This window comes from Rhodosalinus sp. K401 (assembly GCF_041365735.1).
GTDB lineage: Bacteria > Pseudomonadota > Alphaproteobacteria > Rhodobacterales > Rhodobacteraceae > Rhodosalinus.
Genome location: NZ_JBGFSI010000003.1, coordinates 114,511 through 131,962, shown reverse-complemented (window position 1 = coordinate 131,962; position 17,452 = coordinate 114,511). Strand labels below are relative to the sequence as shown.

Here is a 17,452-nt window from a genome sequence, read left to right as displayed (position 1 = left end):
TCGCTGCGCCGCGGCACGGCGCGGGGCGCCATCGCGGCGTACGTCAAGGATTTACGCGGGGCGGGGGAGCCTTCAATATCCCTGCGATGACCGCGCCCGTGACCCTTCCGCTCTGGCTCTTCCTGCTGATCCTCGCCTTCGCGGGCGTCACGTTCGCCTCGCATTTCCTGTTCCCCTCCGTGCGCTGGTTCTTTCGCCGCCGGCTCGAGCGCGCGGTCGCGCGGCTGAACGAGCGGCTGGAACGGCCGATCCGGCCCTTCAAGCTGGCCGAACGCCACGATACCATCCAGCGCCTGATCTACGACCCCGAGGTGAGCCGGGCGATCGTCGCGACCGCCGAGGCCGAGGGCGTGCCCGAGAACGTGGCCTTCGAGCGTGCGCGCCGCTACGCGCGGGAGATCGTGCCGGCCTTTTCCGCCTCGCTCTACTTCGGCCTGGCCATCCGCCTTGCGCGGTGGCTTTCGGGCAGGCTCTACGCCGTGCGGCTGGAACAGGCCGAGGTGGTCGCCCGGATCGACCGCGACGCCACGGTGGTCTTCGTGATGAACCACAGAAGCAACATGGACTACGTGCTGCTGACCCATCTCGTGGCCGAAACCTCGCCGCTGGCTTACGCGGTAGGGGAATGGGCGCGCGTCTGGCCCGTGTCGCGGCTGATCCGGGCGCTGGGCGGCTACTTCATCCGCAGGCGCGAGGGCAACATGCTCTATCGCCGTGTGCTGGCGCGCTACGTCCAGTTGGCCACCGAGGGCGGCGTGACGCAGGCGCTCTACCCCGAGGGCGGGCTGAGCCTGACGGGAGGGCTGGGGCCGCCGAAGCTGGGCCTTCTGAAATACATCGCCGAGGCCGAGACGGCCGGGCGCGACGTGATCTTCGTGCCCGTGGGGCTGAACTACGACCGAGTGCTGGAGGACCGGCTGCTCACCTCTGCGGGGCAGGCCGGCACGCGGCGCTTCCGGGCGCGCCCCCTGGCGATCGCGCGCTTCGTGTTCGGGCAGCTCTGGTTCAAGATCACGGGCCGGCACCGCCGCTTCGGGCAGGCGGCGGTGCGCTTCGGGCGGCCCCTCTCGCTTGCGGACTTCCGGGGCGCGCATGACGCGGACCCGCGGGCGCTGGCCGAGGCGCTGATGCGCCGGATCGGCGCCGCGGTGCCGGTGGTCCCCGTCCCGGTCGTCGCGCATCTTCTGCGCAGCGACGGGGCGATGCCGCGCGCGGCGCTGCATCGCAGGGCCGCGGCGCTGACCGAGGGGCTGGGCGTGCCTGCTCTGACGCCTGCGGCGCTCGACCAGGCGGTGGGCCAGCTTGCCGCGCGGAAGATCGTGGTGGAACAGGGCGACACGCTCGCCCCGGCGGAGGACGAGACCGTGCTGCTCGACTTCTACGCCCGCTCCATCGCGCATCTTCTGCCCCCCGATGCTGCGGCTGCGGAATAGTTTTCTGCACGCGCTCGGTCATAAAGTTTCAATCGGGCCCCTCAGGGTGTTGCATTGTTGCGCGACCGGCGCTATTCCCGGGGCGTCGCCGGCAACTCCGCAGCGCGGCGAGACTCATTTGCGAAGGAGGCCCCGATGGCTCTGGATTCCGACACCGGCATCGCCGCCTACGAGGCACCGGAAAAGGATCTCTACGAGATGGGCGAGATGCCGCCCCTCGGCTACGTGCCCGAGAAGATGCACGCCTGGGTCCTTCGCCAGGAACGCCACGGCGAGCCCGACAAGGCGCTTCAGAAGGAGGTCGTGGACGTCCCCGAGATCGACAGCCACGAAGTGCTGGTGCTCGTGATGTCCGCGGGCGTCAACTACAACGGCGTCTGGGCCTGCCTCGGCCAGCCGGTCAGCGTCTTCCTCGGCCACAAGGCGCCCTATGCCGTGATCGGCTCGGACGCCGCCGGGATCGTGTGGAAGGTGGGCGACAAGGTGAAGCGCTGGAAGGTCGGCGACGAGGTCGTGGTCCACTGCAACCAGGACGATGGCGACGACGAGGCGTGCAACGGCGGCGATCCGATGCTCTCGCCCAGCCAGCGCATCTGGGGCTACGAGAGCGCCGACGGCTCCTTCGCCCAGTTCACCCGCGTGCAGGCGCAACAGCTCATGCCGCGGCCGAAGCACCTGACATGGGAGGAGTCGGGCTGCTACACGCTGACGCTCGCCACCGCCTACCGGATGCTCTTCGGGCACGAGCCGCATGATCTGAAACCGGGCCAGAACGTGCTTGTCTGGGGGGCGTCGGGCGGGCTCGGCTCCTTCGCGATCCAGCTCATCAACACCGCGGGCGCCAACGCCATCGGCGTCATCTCCGAGGAGGACAAGCGCGAGTTCGTGATGGACCTGGGCGCCAAGGGCGTCATCAACCGCAAGGATTTCAACTGCTGGGGGCGGCTGCCCGAGGTCGGCACCAAGGAGTACAAGGAATGGTTCGCCGAGGTCCGCCGGTTCGGCAAGGCGATCTGGGAGATCACGGGCAAGGGCGTGAACGTCGATATGGTCTTCGAACACCCCGGCGAGGCGACCTTTCCCGTCTCGACCTTCGTGGTGAAGCGCGGCGGCATGGTGGTGATCTGCGCCGGCACCACGGGATATAATTGCACCTTCGACGTGCGCCACATGTGGAGCCACCAGAAGCGGCTTCAGGGCAGCCACTTCGCCCATCTCAAGCAGGCGAGCGCGGCCAACAAGCTCATGCTGGAGCGACGGCTCGATCCCACGATGTCCGAGGTTTTCACGTGGGACGAGCTGCCCCAGGCGCACATGAAGATGCTGCGCAACGCCCACAAACCGGGCAACATGGCGGTCCTCGTGCAGGCCCCGCGCACCGGGCTGCGCACCTTCGAGGACGTGCTCGAAGCCGGACGCTGACTTTCCGCGGCCGGCCGGCCCACCCGATCGTCGGGCGGGCCGGCCGATCCCTGCCCGGGCGGGCGTTGCCCGCGCCTCCCGGACAAGGCCGCCCGCCACGCGAGGGCCCGATCGCGCATCCCCGGCCGTATTCGCCTCGCCGCGGAGCCGGTCGCAGGCTTCCGCCCACCCCGCGGCGTCGGTCCGCACCCGACATCGCCCTTCACCGTAAATTCGCTCGACAGGCTTGGCATGTTGCCGCGTCGCGCCCGCGGCGTGCGCGCGCTCGCCGTGGAGATTGTCAACTCACTGGAAACGGGGAGTTGAATAGTGCGAATACAGTCGCCCGCATGGTTCGTGCTATGATTGCATTAACCATACTTTAACGTGTCGGAACGAGATTTGCGATGAAACACGACTGGATACTCGACGTACTCGCGGACCTGAAAAACTTCTCCAGGGCCAACGGGTTGCCGGCTCTGGCCGAGCGTCTGGACGACACGCGCCTGCTCGCCATGGCCGAGATCGCGTCGCAAAGCGGAAGGGCGCCGCGCGGTGACCGGCTTACGGCTGGATGGCATTCTGAAACGCCTGGAGACGGCAGCCGGGACTGACGATCTGCAAACGGCGATCGAGGCGCTGGGCGAGCGGCTCGGGGTCGGGCAGGTCGGCTACCGCTGGGTCGGCCCGGAGGGCGAGCGCTATCGCCTGGGAACCTACTGTCCGGCCTGGCTCAAGCGCTATGCCGAGATGGGATATCTGCGGATCGATCCGGTGGTGCGGGGCTGTCTCGATCACGTCCATCCGGTCGACTGGAAGCGCCTCGACTGGCGCGGCAAGACCGCGCGCGCCTTTCTGGAAGACGCCCTGCGCCACGGGGTCGGACAGCAGGGCGTCTCGGTGCCTCTGCGCGGGCCGAACGGACAATTCGCGCTTCTCACGGTGAACCACGACTGCGACGACGTGGACTGGCGCGCCTTCAGCGAGGCGCATCGCCGCGACCTGATCCTGCTGGGACACATGGTCAACCAGAAGGCGCTCGAGCTCGACGCGTCGCGCGCGCCCGTGCGGGCCTGCGCGCTCTCCCCGCGCGAGGTCGACGCGATGACGCTGCTTGCCGCGGGCTACAGCCGGGCGCAGGTGGCCGAAACGCTCGCGATCTCCGAACACACCCTGCGGGTCTATATCGAAAGCGCGCGCTTCAAGCTGGGCGCGATCAACACCACCCATGCGGTGGCCCGCGCCATGAGCCGCGGGCTCATCATGCCCTGAGCGCGGTGGTTCTGGCGTCCGGCTCGGGGCAGGGCTAGGGTCGCGCCATGACCGCTTCTGCCCTGACCCTTTCGGCCGACCAGGCCGAGGCCCACGACCGTGTCGCCGAACTTCTGCGCGCGGCGGGGATCGACCTCGACGCGGGCCGCCTCGCCCCTCCGCGCGAAGGCCGGGCCCAGGTCATGGCGCTGGTGGGGAAGGCGGGGTCCGGCAAGACGCTGCTTCTGGCCGAGCTTTGCCGCGCGCTCGCGGATGCGGGGGTGGAGACCGTCTCGGGCGACTGGGAAGGGCGGCGGCGCCGCGACCGGCGCACCCTTGCCGTGCTCGCGCCCACGAACAAGGCCGCGAGCGTGCTGCGCCAGCGCGGCGTGCCCGCCACCACGATCCACCGGATCCTCTATACCCCCGTCTACGATCCCGATTACGAGCGGATCGCGGAATGGCTGGCGGGCGAGGGGGAGCGCCCCGAGATCGCGGAGCTGGGCGACGCCGCGCTCGACCGGGCCGCGGCCTTCTACGCCCGCCACGCCTCGGTGCCGGGGGCGCTCGCGGCGGCCGGTTTGCGCGGGTCGGACTTCATCACCGGCTGGAAGCGCCGGGAGGATCCGCTCGACGTGGGATTCGTGGACGAGGCCTCGATGCTCGACACGCGCCAGTTCGACGACCTGCGGGAGATATTTCCGACGCTTCTGCTGTTCGGCGATCCCGCGCAGCTCGCCCCCGTCGGGCAGTCGGGCGAGATGATCTTCGACCGGCTGGCACCGGAGCAGACGATGGAACTGCACCGCATCCACCGGCAGGAGGCCGACAACCCGATCCTCGACTTGGCCCACGCCCTGGCCGATCCCGCGCTCGGCTTCGCGGAGTTCGAGGAAATGATCCGCGCCGCCGCCGCGCGCGACGATCGCGTCGTCTGGAGCCAGCGGGTGGAGGTGGACCTGATGGCGCGCAGCCCCGTGCTCGTCTGGCGCAACGCCACGCGCATCCGTCTCATCGATGCCTTCCGCAAGGTGCATGATGCACCCGAGGACCGGCTGCTGCCGGGCGAGCCGCTGATCTGCGACGGGATCGAGCTGCCGCTCAAGCACCGCAAGAAGCGGCTCGACCTCGAGGCGCGCGGGCTCATCAAGGGGGCGCAGGTGATCTACAAGGGGCCGGGCAAGCGTCCGGGCTTTTCGCGGCTCCATGTCGTGGGCGCGGAGGAGCCGCAGGTCTCCGCCGCCTCGATCGTGAAGATCGAGAAGCCAGGCGAGGAGGAACCCTTCCTGCCCTATGCGGCGCATATGGGCGCGGTGTTCCTGCACGGCGCGGCCGTGACGATCCACAAGGCGCAGGGCTCGCAGTGGGACACGGTGCAGGTCTTCGCGCCCGATCTTTTCGCCGCGGCGCAGGCCGGGCGCAGCGAGGCGGGCCAGCCGCTCTGGAAACGGCTGGCCTATGTCGCGATCACGCGGGCGCAGGAGCGGTTGATCTGGGTGGTGCGCAATCGCCTCGCGCGGCCTTCCGCGGCGCTCTCCGCCGAGGACCTGGAACGCCCGCCCGCCGCGCCGCTCGCCCTCGAGGCGCAGGAGGACGGCCCCTGAAGGCCGCGCGCCCCCGGCGCCGCGGGTCAGCCGACCCGCACGAGCTGCTTGCCGGTGTTGCCGCCCTTCAGCATGGAGACGAAGGCCTCCGGCGCGCTCTCGAGGCCGTCCGCCACGTCCTCGAGATGCGCGATCCGCCCCGCCTCGACCATCGGCGCGACCTCTTCGAGGAAGGCGTCGTAGCGGTCGTAGTGATCGAAGATGATGAAGCCCCGCACGGCGAGCCGGCGGACGAGGATCGTCCGCCAGAGCATGGGCAGCCGGTCCTGCGCGCCGTCGGCGCCGCCGGAATACCACGCCACCGTGCCGCAAAGCGGGATGCGCCCGTGATCGTTCAGGAGGGGCAGCACCGCTTCCAGAACCATCCCGCCCACGTTTTCGAAGTAGATGTCGATGCCGTCCGGTGCGGCCCCGGCGATCGCGGCCGAGAGCGCGCCCGCCTCCGTGAAGGCGCGGTGATCGATGCAGGCGTCGAAACCGAAGGTCTCCCGCGCGATGCGGGATTTCTCCGGCCCGCCGGCAACTCCCACGGCGCGGAGGCCCTTGCGCTTCGCGAGCTGGCCCACCATCGACCCCACCGGCCCGGTGGCGGCGGCGACGGCCAGCGTCTCGCCCTGCCGCGGGCGGCCGAATTCGGAAAGTCCGACCCAGCCGGTGAAGCCGGGCATGCCGAGCACGCCGAGGAAGAGTTCGGGCGCGAGCGTGCCGTCGAGCTTGCGCAGCGCCTCCGCGGGCAGGCAGGCGTGATCGGCCCAGCCGGTGATGCCGAGCACCCTGTCGCCCGGTGCGAAGCGGGGCGAGCGGCTCTCGATCACCTCGCCGACGCCCTGGCCGGTCATCGTCCCGCCGATCTCCACGGGGGGCGCGTAGCTTTTCGCGGCGCTCATCCGGCCGCGCATGTAGGGATCGAGCGACAGGTACGTGACGCGCACCAGCACCTCGCCTTCGGCCGGGCGGGGCAGGTCGGCTTCTTCCAGTCGGAAGTTGTCGGGCACGGCCTCCGCCTCGGGGCGGCTGGCCAGCACGATTCGGCGCATTTCTTCGGGCATGGGATTTCCTCCGGTCGCTCGTGCGCGAGCCTAGGCGCATCGCGCGGCGGGGAAAACCCGCGCCGCCCCCCCCCCCGCGCTGGCATGGCCGCGGCGATCCCGCTATGAGGCCCTGAAACGCGGACGCAGCGAGCGAAAGGATATCCGGCCATGGACGAGCGGCTGATCGAGGATTCGTTTCCCTTCCAGCGCCATATGGGCTTCGGGATGGTGGACTGGGGGCCTGATTACGCCCGCTTCGAACAGCCGGTGAGCGACGTTCTCACGAACCGGCACGGGAACATGCATGGCGGCGTCTATGCCGCGATTCTCGACACGGCGATGGGCTATGCGGGGTGCTACACGGGCGATCCCGATCACCTTCGGATGGCGATGACCCTCTCCATGACGGTGAACTTCCTCTCGCGCCCGAAAGGCACGCGGCTCATCGCCGAGGGGCGGCGCACGGGCGGCGGGCGGCGCAGCTTCTTCGCCGAGGCCGAGGCGCGGGACGAGACCGGCGAGCGCCTCGCCACCGCCACCGGCGTCTTCCGCTACCGCGATGGCTGAGCCCGCCCGCCTGATCCGCGCCCGCACGCTGAGCTTCCGCCGTGCGCCGGAGGGGCCGGGCGACGCGGCGGCGCTCGACCACCGAGAGGACGGCGCGCTGCTCATCCGCGAGGGCCGGATCGCGGCCGCGGGGGACTACGCGGCGATCGCGCCCGGGGCGCGCGACGCCGAGGTGATCGACCACCGCCCCCATCTCGTGCTTCCGGGCTTCATCGACCCGCACATCCATTTTCCGCAGTCGCAGGTGGTCGCCTCCTGGGGCGCGGATCTTCTGGACTGGCTCGCGCGCTACACCTTCCCCGAGGAGGCGCGCTATGCCGACCCCGACCTCGCGCGGGCCATGGCGGGGCCCTTCCTCGACCGGCTCGCGGCGGCGGGCACCACCACCGCGGCGGTCTACGGCTCTTCCCATGCCGCGAGCGTGGAGGCGCTATTCGCCGAGGCCGAGCGCCGCGGCCTGCGGCTCGTCGCGGGCAAGGTGATGATGGACCGCGAGGCGCCGGAGGGCGTGCGCGACACCGCGCAATCGGCCTACGACGACAGCAAGGCGCTGATCGCGCGGTGGCACGGGCGCGGGCGGCTCGGCTACGCGATCACGCCGCGCTTCGCCATCACCTCGACGCCCGCGCAGCTCGAGGCGGCGGGCGCGCTGGCCGCCGAGCATCCCGGCTGCCTGCGCCAGACCCACATGTCCGAAAGCCTGGCGGAGATCGCCCGCGTGCGGGAGCTTTTCCCCAAGGCGCGCGACTATCTCGACATCTACGAACAGGCGGGCCTGCTCGGCCCCGAACTGCTGCTCGGGCACTGCATCCACCTGGAGCCGCGCGAGGTTGCGCGGATGGCCGAGACCGGGAGCCGCGCGATCTTCTGCCCGACCTCGAACCTCTTCCTCGGCAGCGGGCTCTTCGACGCGGCGCGGCTGCACGGCGCGGGCGTGGTGACGGGCGTCGCCACCGACATCGGCGGCGGCACCAGCTGGTCGATGCTCGCGACCCTCGGGGAGGGCTACAAGGCGCTCGCGCTTCGCGGCCAGCGGCTCCATCCCTACGAGGCGTTTCACTGGGCGACGCGGGGAAATGCCGTGGCGATGGGGCTGGGGGATCGGATCGGGACGCTCGTCGCGGGCATGGAGGCCGATCTCGTCGTCCTCGACGCGCGTGCCACCGAACCGATGCGCCTCAGGATGACGCGGGCGGAAACCCTCGTCGAGGAGCTTTTCGTACTCCAGATCATGGGCGACGAGCGTGCGGTCGCGCAGTGCTACATCGACGGGTGTCCGCAGCTCGGACCCGGCGTCACTCGTTGAGCGCCATGACCGCGGCAGCGGGCTCTACCGCGCGCCCGTCTGCGTCGAAGGCGCGGAGCGATCCGGCATCCGGGGCGAGAGAGACCCGGTCGCGCTCGGCAAGGCCGGCCATGGCATGGGCGCGCAGCACGATCGGGGCATCCAGCCCGTCGGGCAGCACATGCGCCAGCATGTCCGCACCCAGCGCCTCGATCAGCACGACCTCGCCCGCCATGCCGGGCCCCGACGTGACCTGGAGCGCCTCGGGGCGGACGCCCAGCCACCGCGCCTCCGCGGGCGCGCGCCAGCCCGTGGCGAGCGCCTGCGCGGCGGGGCTTTCGGCGGGCAGGATGTTCATCGGCGGCGTTCCGATGAACTCGGCCACGAAGCGGCTCGCCGGACGGTCGTAAAGTTCCATCGGGGTGCCGATCTGCTCGATCCGGCCGCCGTTCATCAGCACGATCCGGTCGGCGAGCGACATCGCCTCCACCTGGTCGTGGGTGACGTAGATGAAGGTCGCGCCGAGCCGGCGGTGCAGCGCCTTGATCTCGGTGCGAAGCTGGGTCCTGAGCTTCGCGTCGAGGTTCGAGAGCGGCTCGTCGAACAGGAACGCCTTGGGATCGCGCACGATGGCGCGGCCCATCGCCACCCTCTGGCGCTGCCCGCCCGACAGCTGGCGGGGCCTGCGGTCGAGGTAGTCCTGCAATTGCAGGGTGCGCGCGGCCTCCTCGATGCGGCGGGCGATCTCGTCCTTCGCCATGCCCTGGTTCCTGAGCCCGTAGGACATGTTCTGCCGCACGCTCATGTGCGGGTAGAGCGCGTAGTTCTGGAACACCATCGCGATGTCGCGTTCGCCGGGCTCCAGCCGGTTGACCGGCGCGCCGCCGATCCGGACCTCGCCGCCCGTCACCGTCTCGAGCCCCGCGATCATGCGCAGGATCGTGGACTTGCCGCAGCCCGAGGGCCCGACGAGCACGACGAACTCTCCGTCGCGGATGGCGATGTCCACCGCCTCCACCGCCTGCACGCCGCCCGCGTAGGTCTTGGACAGCGCCTTCAGTTCCACCGTTGCCATCGTTATTTCTCGCTTTCCACAAGGCCTTTCACGAAGAGGCGCTGCATCGCGAGCACCACCAGGACGGGCGGGATCATGGCCAGCACCGCGGTGCCCATGATGTAGTGCCAGACCGGCAGCTGCTCGCCCGAGTTCGCCATGCGCTGGATGCCCATCACCACGGTATAGAGGCTTTCGTCCGTCGTGACGATGAGCGGCCACAGATACTGGTTCCAGCCATAGATGAAGAGGATGATGAAGAGCGCCGCGATATTCGTGCGCGAGAGCGGCAGCAGGATGTCGCGGAAGAAGCGCATCGGCCCCGCCCCGTCGATGCGCGCGGCCTCCACCAGTTCGTCAGGCACGGTCAGGAAGAACTGCCGGAAAAGGAAGGTGGCCGTGGCCGAGGCGATGAGCGGCACGATCAGCCCGTGATAGCTGTTGAGCATGTCGAGCCGCGTGATCACGTCGAAGGTGGGCAGGATGCGCACCTCGACGGGCAGCATGAGCGTGATGAAGATCATCCAGAAGAAGCCCATGCGGAACGGGAAGCGGAAATAGACGATGGCATAGGCCGCGGTGAGCGAGATGGCGATCTTGCCCACCGCGATGCCGAGCGCCATGACGAGGCTGTTCGCCATCATCAGCCCCACCGGCACGCCGCCGGCCTCGGGCAGCCCGGTCGTCAGCAGGGTGCGGTAGTTCTCCCAGCCCCGGTCCCCGAACCACAGCGGGATCGGCGCGCGCGACAGCGCTTCGGGACCGTGGGTGGACGCGACGAGCGCCATCCACACCGGAAAGCACAGGAACGCCACGCCCGCGATCAGCACCGCGTGGGTCAGGAAGGTGCCAAGGGGGCGGTTTTCGACCATCAGTAGTTCACCCGGCGTTCGACGTATCTGAACTGGATCGCGGTCAGTGCGATCACGAGCGCCATCAGGATCACCGATTGCGCCGCGGAGGATCCGTAGTCCTGCCCGACGAAGCCGGTGTTGTAGACCCGGAAGACCAGGATGGAGGTGGCGTCGGCCGGCCCGCCGCTCGTGGTGGCGTGGATCAGGCTGAAGGTGTCGAAGAACGCGTAGACCAGGTTGATGACGAGCAGGAAGAAGGTGGTGGGCGACAGGAGCGGAAAGGTGATCGACCAGAACCGGCGCCACGGGCTCGCCCGGTCGATCGCCGCGGCCTCCAGCATGGATTTCGGGATCGACTGAAGCCCGGCGAGGAAGAAGAGGAAGTTGTAGCTGATCTGCTTCCACGCCGCCGCGACGGTGACCATCAGAAGCGCCTCGTCGCCGTTCTGGTAGTGGTTCCAGTCATAGCCCGCGAGGTCGAGCCAGTAGGCCACGATCCCCAGCGACGGGTTCATCAGGAAGAACCAGATCACGCCCGCCAGCGCGGGCGCCACGGCATAGGGCCAGATGATGAGCGTGCGATAGGTCGTCGCCGCGTGCAGCACCCGGTTGGCCGCCACCGCGAGCGCCAGTGCGATCGACATCGCAAGGCCGGTCACGCCCAGCCCGAAGATCAGCGTGGTGCGAAAGCTCTTGAGATAGCCGGGATCGTTGAACAGCCGGACGTAGTTCTCGAACCACACGAACTGGCGCGAGAATCCGAAGGCGTCCTCGATGAAGAACGCGCTTTCGACGGCGCGAAGAGCCGGCCAGAAGAAGAAGACGAGCGTGATGGCGATCTGGGGCGCCAGCAAGGCGTAGGGCAGCCACCTCGACCGGAAGAAGACGCGTTTCATGCAGTTCCGAAGGCAAGGGGGCCCGGCCCCGCGACGGCGGGACCGGGCGGGTGTCGTTTCAACGGATCAGCTGTTCGACTGCTCGAAGCGGCGAAGCAGGTCGTTGCCCCGCTCGACCGCGGCGTCCATCGCCTCTTCGGCCGACTTGGTGCCGGACCAGACGGCCTCCAGTTCCTCGTTGATGATGTCGCGGATCTGCACGAAATTGCCGAAGCGCAGGCCCTTGGAGTTGGGCGTGGGCTCGTTCAGCGAAAGCTGCTTGATGGCCACGTCGGTGCCCGGGTTCTCCTCGTAGAAGCCCTGTTCGCGGCTCAGCTCGTAGGCGGCGGTGGTGATCGGGACGTAGCCCGTCTCCTGGTGCCACGCGGCCTGCTGCTCGGGCTGCGAGATGTAGTCGAAGAACTGCGCGGTGCAGGTGTATTCGGGCGCTTCGTGGCCGGTCAGCACCCAGAGCGTCGCGCCGCCGATGATCGAGTTCTGCGGCGCGTCGGCGACCGCGGTGTCCAGCGGCAGCATGGCTTGCCCGAACTCGAAGTCGGTGATGTCGCTCGCGAAGCCGCCGTAATAGGCCGACGAGTTGATCCAGAGCGCGGTCTCGCCGTTCACGAACATCGAGCGCGAGTCGCCGCGGCGGCCGCCATAGGCGAAAAGCCCCTCCTCGCGCATCCTGGCGATGCGGTCGATGTGATTGACGACATTCGCGTTGTCGAAGGTGAAATCGGTGCCCAGCCCGGCAAAGCCGTTCTCCTCGCTGCCGATCGGCAGGTCGTGCCAGGCCGAATAGTTCTCGATCTGCGTCCAGGACTGCCAGCCGAAACCGAAGGGCGATTTCACGCCGTTATCCTTCAGCGCGCGCGACACCTCGACCACCTCGTCCCAGGTGGCCGGCACCTCGACGCCGGCCGCGTCGAGCGCGGTCTTGTTGTACCACAGCACCGGGGTGGAGCTGTTGAAGGGCAGCGACAGAAGGTTGCCGTCAGTGTCGGTGTAGTAGGAGATCACCGCGGGCAGGTAGTCGGACTGGTCGAAGGCGACGCCCGCGTCCTCCATCAGCTTGTAGACGGGGTAGACTGCGCCGTTGCCCTCGGCGGCCATCATGGTGGCGGTGCCGACCTCGAAGACCTGGACGATGTGCGGCTGCTCGCCGGCGCGGAAGGCCGCGATCGCCTGGGTCATGTTCTCGGTATAGTTGCCCTTGTAGATCGAATTGACCTGGCAGGCGTCCTGGGAGGCGTTGAAGTCGGTGGCGAAGCGGTCGGTGATCTCGCCGAGTTGGCCGCCCATGGCGTGCCAGAAATTCACCTGAGCGCGGTCCTGCGCATAAAGCGGCGCAGCCGCGACGGTGCAAAGCAGCGTGGCCGCGACAATCGGTTTGCTGGTCATCGTGATCTCTCCTGGTCCCGTCGCGCGGGCCGCGCGCGGGCACATGTTGCGAGTGGTGGGCGAAGAGAGCCTCGCTCTCTGGCCGCATCCGCTAACCGCGTTTGATGACACGCGGATGACAAGCGATTCCAAATTGTTGTGGCACCGGGGGGCGGCGCGCCGCGCGGCTGCGCGTGGCTCAGTCGCGGATCTCGTCCGGGTCGACGCCCCACAGCGCGGCCTTCTCGGCCCAGCCGCGATGGCCGCCCGCGCTCAGCCGGCAATGGGTGCGGTCGCAGGCGCCGAGCCGGGCGACCACCCCCGCCTCGAGACGCGCCACCTCGGGCGCGCGGGCCTCGGGCCGGACCGTCAGCGGCAGCATGTCGTCCACGACGATGACGGTGCGCACGCCCGAAAGCAGCGAGTAGTGCATCCAGCCGCCCGCGCCCTCGCGGTCCTGCACGCGGCGCCAGTGGCCATGCTCGGCGGTGATCATAAGCGGCATGTCGCGGCGCTTGAGCACCCAGTCGATGCGATGGGTCAGCGACGGGCCGCGGCGGACATTGCCTTCGGACGCCTTGAGCGAGACGTAGCGCGGCAGGGGAAGATTGGTGACCGGGCCGCGCTCGGCCGCGACGGCCGGGACGACCGCCAGCCCGCAAAGAAGCGCCGCGATCGCCATGGCGGCCACGCCGCGGCCGCACCTCCGGAAGGATCTGATCATCGCCTGTCCGCTGCCCCGCACCCGCGACGGGTGCCGTTTTCCGGCCGGGGTTCTTGTGCCCCGGCGTCTTCTTCGACACTGTGCCACCGACCCCGGGCGAGGGGAAGCGAGAGGAGGCGCCCTATGACATCTGAGCGGCTGAGTGTTGTCGTCACGCGACGCCTGCCGGAGCCCGTGCAGGCGCGCATGCGGGACCTCTTCGACGTCCGCCTGCGCGAGGACGACGCGCCCATGAGCAGAGAGGAACTCGCCGCCGCGATGGCCGAGGCCGACGTGCTGGTGCCGACCATCGTCGACGACATCGACGCGCGGCTCATCGCGCAGGCCGGGCCGCGGCTGAAGCTCATCGCCAATTACGGCGCCGGCGTGGACCATATCGACGTGGAAACCGCGCGCTCGCGCGGGATCCTCGTGTCGAACACGCCCGGCGTGATGACCGACGACACCGCCGACATGACCATGGCGCTGATCCTCGCCGTGACGCGGCGGATTCCCGAAGGGCTCGCGCTCATGCAGTCGGGCGAATGGGGCGGCTGGTCGCCGACCGCGCTTCTGGGCGGGCGGCTCGCCGGCCGGCGCCTCGGCATCCTCGGCATGGGGCGGATCGGGCAGGCCGTGGCGCGCCGCGCGCAGGCCTTCGGCATGCAGGTGCATTACCATAATCGTCGCCGCCTCCGCCCCGAGATCGAGGACGCCCATGGCGCCACCTACTGGGAAAGCCTCGACCAGATGGTCGCGCGGATGGACATCATCAGCGTGAACTGCCCGCACACGCCCTCCACCTTCCATCTGATGAACGCGCGGCGGCTGAAGCTCATGAAGCCGGACGCGGTGATCGTGAACACCTCGCGCGGCGAGGTGATCGACGAGAACGCGCTCACCCGGATGTTGCGCGCGGGCGAGATCGCGGGAGCAGGCCTCGACGTCTACGAGCACGGCACCGGCGTGAACCCGCGCCTGCGGCAGCTCAGGAACGTGGTGCTTCTGCCGCATATGGGCTCGGCCACGGTCGAGGGGCGGATCGAGATGGGCGAGAAGGTCATCATCAACATCAAGACCCACGCCGACGGCCACCGCCCGCCCGACCTCGTCGTGCCGGCGATGCTCTGACGCGGCGCGCGATGGCCGACGACCTCCGACCGGACGGCCCGTTCGAGATCTTTCTCGCGGCGCCGCCCGGCCTCGAACCGGTGCTCGCGGAAGAGGCGCGCGAAAAGGGCTTCGACGTGACCGCGACGGTCGCGGGCGGCGTGCTCGCGCGGGGCGGATGGCAGGAGGTCTGGCGCGCCAACCTCGAGCTCAGGGGTGCGGGCCGCGTCCTGGTGCGGCTCGTCGGGTTTCCCGCGGTGCACCTTGCGCAACTCGACAAGCGTGCACGGCGTGTCCCCTGGGGCGAGGTCTTTCGCACGGACACGCCGGTGCGCGTCGAGGCAAGCTGCCGGCGCTCGCGGATCTACCACGAAAAGGCCGCGGCCCAGCGCGTGGTCCAGGCGCTGGGCGGCGCGGGCGTTCCGGTGTCGGACGAGGCGGAGTTGCGCGTCCTCGTCCGGATCGAGAACAACCTTGTCGAGATCAGCCTCGACAGTTCCGGATCGCCGCTGCACCGGCGCGGGCACAAGCAGGCGGTCGGAAAGGCGCCCCTGCGCGAGACGCTGGCGGCGCTCTTTCTCCGCGCGGCCGGGTTCGACGGCGCGGAGCCGGTGGTGGACCCGATGTGCGGCTCGGGCACCTTCGTGATCGAGGCCGCCGAGATCGCCGCCGGACTCGCGCCCGGGCGCGACCGCACCTTCGCCTTCGAAAGGCTGGCAGGCTTCGACCCCACCCGCTGGGACGCGATGCGCGCCACGCGCGCGGCGCGCGACGGGCCACTGCGCTTCCACGGCTTCGACCGCGACGCCGGCGCCGTGCGCATGAGCCTTGAAAACGCAGCGCGCGCGGGCGTCGACGGACGCTGCGCCTTCGCCCGACAGGCGATCAGCGATCTCGTCCCGCCCGAGGGGACGCCCGGCCTCGTCATCGCGAATCCCCCCTATGGCGGACGGATCGGCGATGCGGGCGCGCTGCGCGCGCTTTACGGCCGGTTCGGAGAGGTCATGCGCGCGCGCTTCGCGGGCTGGCGGGTGGCGCTGGTGACGAGCGAGGACACGCTCGCCCGCGCGAGCGGCCTGCCGCTCGGTGCCGGCCCGCAGGTGCCCCATGGCGGGCTGCGCGTCCGGCTTTGGCAGACGGCGGGGCCGCTGGGCTGAGCGCAAGGGCCTTTGAAGGCCCTTGCAAGCCGCTTCGAAGCGGCTTGCACGCGGTCCGTAGACCGCGTGGCGCCCTCAGCCCGCGTCCTTGTAGCTGATTTCCTTCTCGTCCTGCCCCAGCCGGTCCCGGCGGACGAGCAGGCGGTTCAGCGCGTTGACGTAGGCCTTGGCGGAGGCCACGACCGTGTCGGTATCCGCCGACTGGCCGGTGGCGATGTTGCCATCCTCCTCGAGGCGCACGCTGACCGTGGCTTGCGCGTCCGTCCCCTCCGTCACGGCGTGAACCTGGTAGAGCTGGAGACGCGCGTCGTTGGGCCAGATCTCGCGCACCGCCTTGAAGGTCGCGTCCACCGGGCCGTCGCCCCGGGCCGTGGCGGATTTCTCCATGCCGTCCACCGTCATCACGAGTTCGGCCTCCGCCGGCCCGCCGGTGCCGCAGGCCACCCGCAGCGAGTGCACCACGAGATGGTCCTTCGCCGCGTCCTCGCCCGCGCGCATCAGCGCGATGAGGTCCTCGTCGTAGACCTCCTTCTTGCGGTCGGCGAGGTCCTTGAAACGGACGAAGACATCCTTCAGCTGGTTTTCGCCCAGCTTGTAGCCGAGCTCCTCGAGCTTGGCGCGGAGCGCCGCGCGGCCCGAATGCTTGCCCATCACCAGCGAGGTGGCCGCGAGCCCGATATCCTCGGGGCGCATGATCTCGAACGTGTCGGCGCTCTTCAGCATCCCGTCCTGGTGGATGCCCGATTCATGCGCGAAGGCGTTCTTGCCCACGATCGCCTTGTTGTACTGCACCGGGAAGCCCGACACCGCGGCCACGCGGCGCGAGATGTTCATGATCTTCGTGGTGTCCACGCGGGTCTCGTAGGGCATGATGTCGCCCCGCACACGGAGCGCCATGACGATCTCCTCGAGCGCGGTGTTCCCGGCCCGCTCCCCGAGCCCGTTGATGGTGCACTCGATCTGTCGCGCGCCGCCCGCGACCGCGGCGAGGGCGTTCGCCGTCGCCATGCCCAGGTCGTTGTGGCAGTGGGTGGCGAAGACCACCTCGTCGGCGCCCGGCACCTCGGCGATCAGCCGCCGGATGAGATCGGCGGATTCGACGGGCGCGGTGTAGCCCACCGTGTCGGGAATGTTGATCGTCGTGGCGCCCGCCTTGATGGCGATCTCCACCACGCGCCTGAGATAGTCCCATTCCGTCCGCGTCGCGTCCATCGGCGACCATTGCACGTTGTCGCAGAGGTTGCGCGCGTGGGTGACCGTCTCGTGGATGCGCGCGGCCATCTGGTCCTGGTCGAGGTTCGGGATGGCGCGGTGCTGCGGCGAGGTGCCGATGAAGGTGTGGATGCGCGGGTGCTTCGCGCGGCGCACCGCCTCCCAGCAGCGGTCGATGTCGGTCGGGTTGGCCCGCGCGAGCCCGCAGATCGCCGCGTTGCGCGCGCGCTCGGCGATCTCCTTCACCGCGCGGAAGTCGCCCTCGGAGGCGATCGGGAAGCCCGCCTCGATGATGTCCACGCCCATCTCGTCGAGAAGATCCGCGATCTCGAGCTTCTCGTCGTGGGTCATGGTCGCGCCGGGGCTCTGCTCGCCGTCGCGCAGCGTCGTGTCGAAGATCAACACGCGATCTTTCGTGCTCTGGTCGGTCATGGCTTGATCTCTTCGGTTGTCCTTGGCTTCTCTCCGGCGCGGCACTGCGTCCTCTGAGCGGTCGCGCCGAGCGGCACGCTCAGAGGCGGCTAAGGAGAAG

General features: G+C 69.5%; 16 protein-coding genes. 9 read left to right on the top strand and 7 right to left on the bottom strand.

All coding sequences use genetic code 11. The features are described 5' to 3' along the window. Positions 1-86 precede the first annotated feature (86 nt). The 5 genes from AB6A66_RS04895 (at position 87) to AB6A66_RS04875 (ending at position 5,689) form a co-directional block, all read left to right on the top strand. Positions 87-1,433 (top strand): 1-acyl-sn-glycerol-3-phosphate acyltransferase, encoded by a 1,347-nt coding sequence (locus AB6A66_RS04895; protein ID WP_371055005.1) that lies wholly within the window; start codon positions 87-89, stop codon positions 1,431-1,433. A 135-nt stretch (positions 1,434-1,568) separates the two neighbouring features. Then, on the top strand, positions 1,569-2,855 hold the full coding sequence (ccrA, locus tag AB6A66_RS04890; protein ID WP_371055004.1) for a crotonyl-CoA carboxylase/reductase: 1,287 nt from the start codon (positions 1,569-1,571) through the stop codon (positions 2,853-2,855). A gap of 386 nt (positions 2,856-3,241) precedes the next feature. Continuing rightward, positions 3,242-3,448: a hypothetical protein gene (locus AB6A66_RS04885; RefSeq protein ID WP_371037379.1), complete on the top strand. Its 207-nt coding sequence runs from the start codon at positions 3,242-3,244 to the stop codon at positions 3,446-3,448. Beyond that, positions 3,390-4,106 carry an autoinducer binding domain-containing protein gene (locus AB6A66_RS04880; RefSeq protein ID WP_371037378.1) on the top strand — a complete coding sequence of 239 codons (717 nt, stop codon included), beginning with the start codon at positions 3,390-3,392 and terminating at the stop codon, positions 4,104-4,106. Before AB6A66_RS04885 ends, AB6A66_RS04880 begins: the two co-directional genes overlap by 59 nt. Before the next feature lie 47 nt (positions 4,107-4,153). Then, complete coding sequence (locus AB6A66_RS04875; RefSeq protein ID WP_371055003.1) at positions 4,154-5,689, top strand: ATP-dependent RecD-like DNA helicase; 1,536 nt, start codon at positions 4,154-4,156, stop codon at positions 5,687-5,689. Positions 5,690-5,715: 26 nt separating this feature from the next. Here AB6A66_RS04875 and AB6A66_RS04870 read toward each other — a convergent pair whose 3' ends face one another. Continuing rightward, complete coding sequence (locus tag AB6A66_RS04870; RefSeq protein ID WP_371055002.1) at positions 5,716-6,738, bottom strand: NADP-dependent oxidoreductase; 1,023 nt, start codon at positions 6,736-6,738, stop codon at positions 5,716-5,718. Between the two features lie 150 nt (positions 6,739-6,888). On the opposite strand from AB6A66_RS04870, the gene AB6A66_RS04865 reads away from it, so the two are divergent. Continuing rightward, on the top strand, positions 6,889-7,287 hold the full coding sequence (locus AB6A66_RS04865; protein ID WP_371055001.1) for a PaaI family thioesterase: 399 nt from the start codon (positions 6,889-6,891) through the stop codon (positions 7,285-7,287). After that, positions 7,280-8,593 carry a guanine deaminase gene (gene guaD / locus AB6A66_RS04860; RefSeq protein WP_371055000.1) on the top strand — a complete coding sequence of 438 codons (1,314 nt, stop codon included), beginning with the start codon at positions 7,280-7,282 and terminating at the stop codon, positions 8,591-8,593. The genes AB6A66_RS04865 and guaD overlap by 8 nt, the downstream gene beginning before the upstream one ends. On the opposite strand, the gene AB6A66_RS04855 is transcribed toward guaD, so the two are convergent. From AB6A66_RS04855 to AB6A66_RS04835, 5 genes are all read right to left on the bottom strand, one after another. Next, a complete protein-coding gene (locus AB6A66_RS04855; protein WP_371054999.1) occupies positions 8,583-9,647 on the bottom strand; it encodes an ABC transporter ATP-binding protein in 1,065 nt (354 codons plus the stop codon). The genes guaD and AB6A66_RS04855 overlap by 11 nt on opposite strands. Before the next feature lie 2 nt (positions 9,648-9,649). After that, complete coding sequence (gene ugpE, locus AB6A66_RS04850; protein WP_371037372.1) at positions 9,650-10,498, bottom strand: sn-glycerol-3-phosphate ABC transporter permease UgpE; 849 nt, start codon at positions 10,496-10,498, stop codon at positions 9,650-9,652. Next, complete coding sequence (gene ugpA / locus AB6A66_RS04845; protein ID WP_371037371.1) at positions 10,498-11,376, bottom strand: sn-glycerol-3-phosphate ABC transporter permease UgpA; 879 nt, start codon at positions 11,374-11,376, stop codon at positions 10,498-10,500. The genes ugpE and ugpA overlap by 1 nt, the downstream gene beginning before the upstream one ends. 66 nt (positions 11,377-11,442) lie before the next feature. After that, positions 11,443-12,759: a sn-glycerol-3-phosphate ABC transporter substrate-binding protein UgpB gene (ugpB, locus tag AB6A66_RS04840; protein WP_371037370.1), complete on the bottom strand. Its 1,317-nt coding sequence runs from the start codon at positions 12,757-12,759 to the stop codon at positions 11,443-11,445. Between the two features lie 178 nt (positions 12,760-12,937). Next, positions 12,938-13,462 (bottom strand): SH3 domain-containing protein, encoded by a 525-nt coding sequence (locus AB6A66_RS04835; RefSeq protein WP_371054998.1) that lies wholly within the window; start codon positions 13,460-13,462, stop codon positions 12,938-12,940. 123 nt (positions 13,463-13,585) lie between these two features. Here AB6A66_RS04835 and AB6A66_RS04830 point away from each other — a divergent pair, with 123 nt between their 5' ends. Continuing rightward, positions 13,586-14,572 (top strand): 2-hydroxyacid dehydrogenase, encoded by a 987-nt coding sequence (locus AB6A66_RS04830; RefSeq protein WP_371037368.1) that lies wholly within the window; start codon positions 13,586-13,588, stop codon positions 14,570-14,572. An 11-nt stretch (positions 14,573-14,583) separates the two neighbouring features. Next, complete coding sequence (locus tag AB6A66_RS04825; RefSeq protein ID WP_371054997.1) at positions 14,584-15,708, top strand: class I SAM-dependent RNA methyltransferase; 1,125 nt, start codon at positions 14,584-14,586, stop codon at positions 15,706-15,708. Positions 15,709-15,783: 75 nt separating this feature from the next. On the opposite strand, the gene AB6A66_RS04820 is transcribed toward AB6A66_RS04825, so the two are convergent. Next, entirely contained in the window at positions 15,784-17,352 is a 1,569-nt protein-coding gene (locus AB6A66_RS04820) for a 2-isopropylmalate synthase (protein ID WP_371054996.1), read from the bottom strand. Positions 17,353-17,452: the final 100 nt, after the last annotated feature.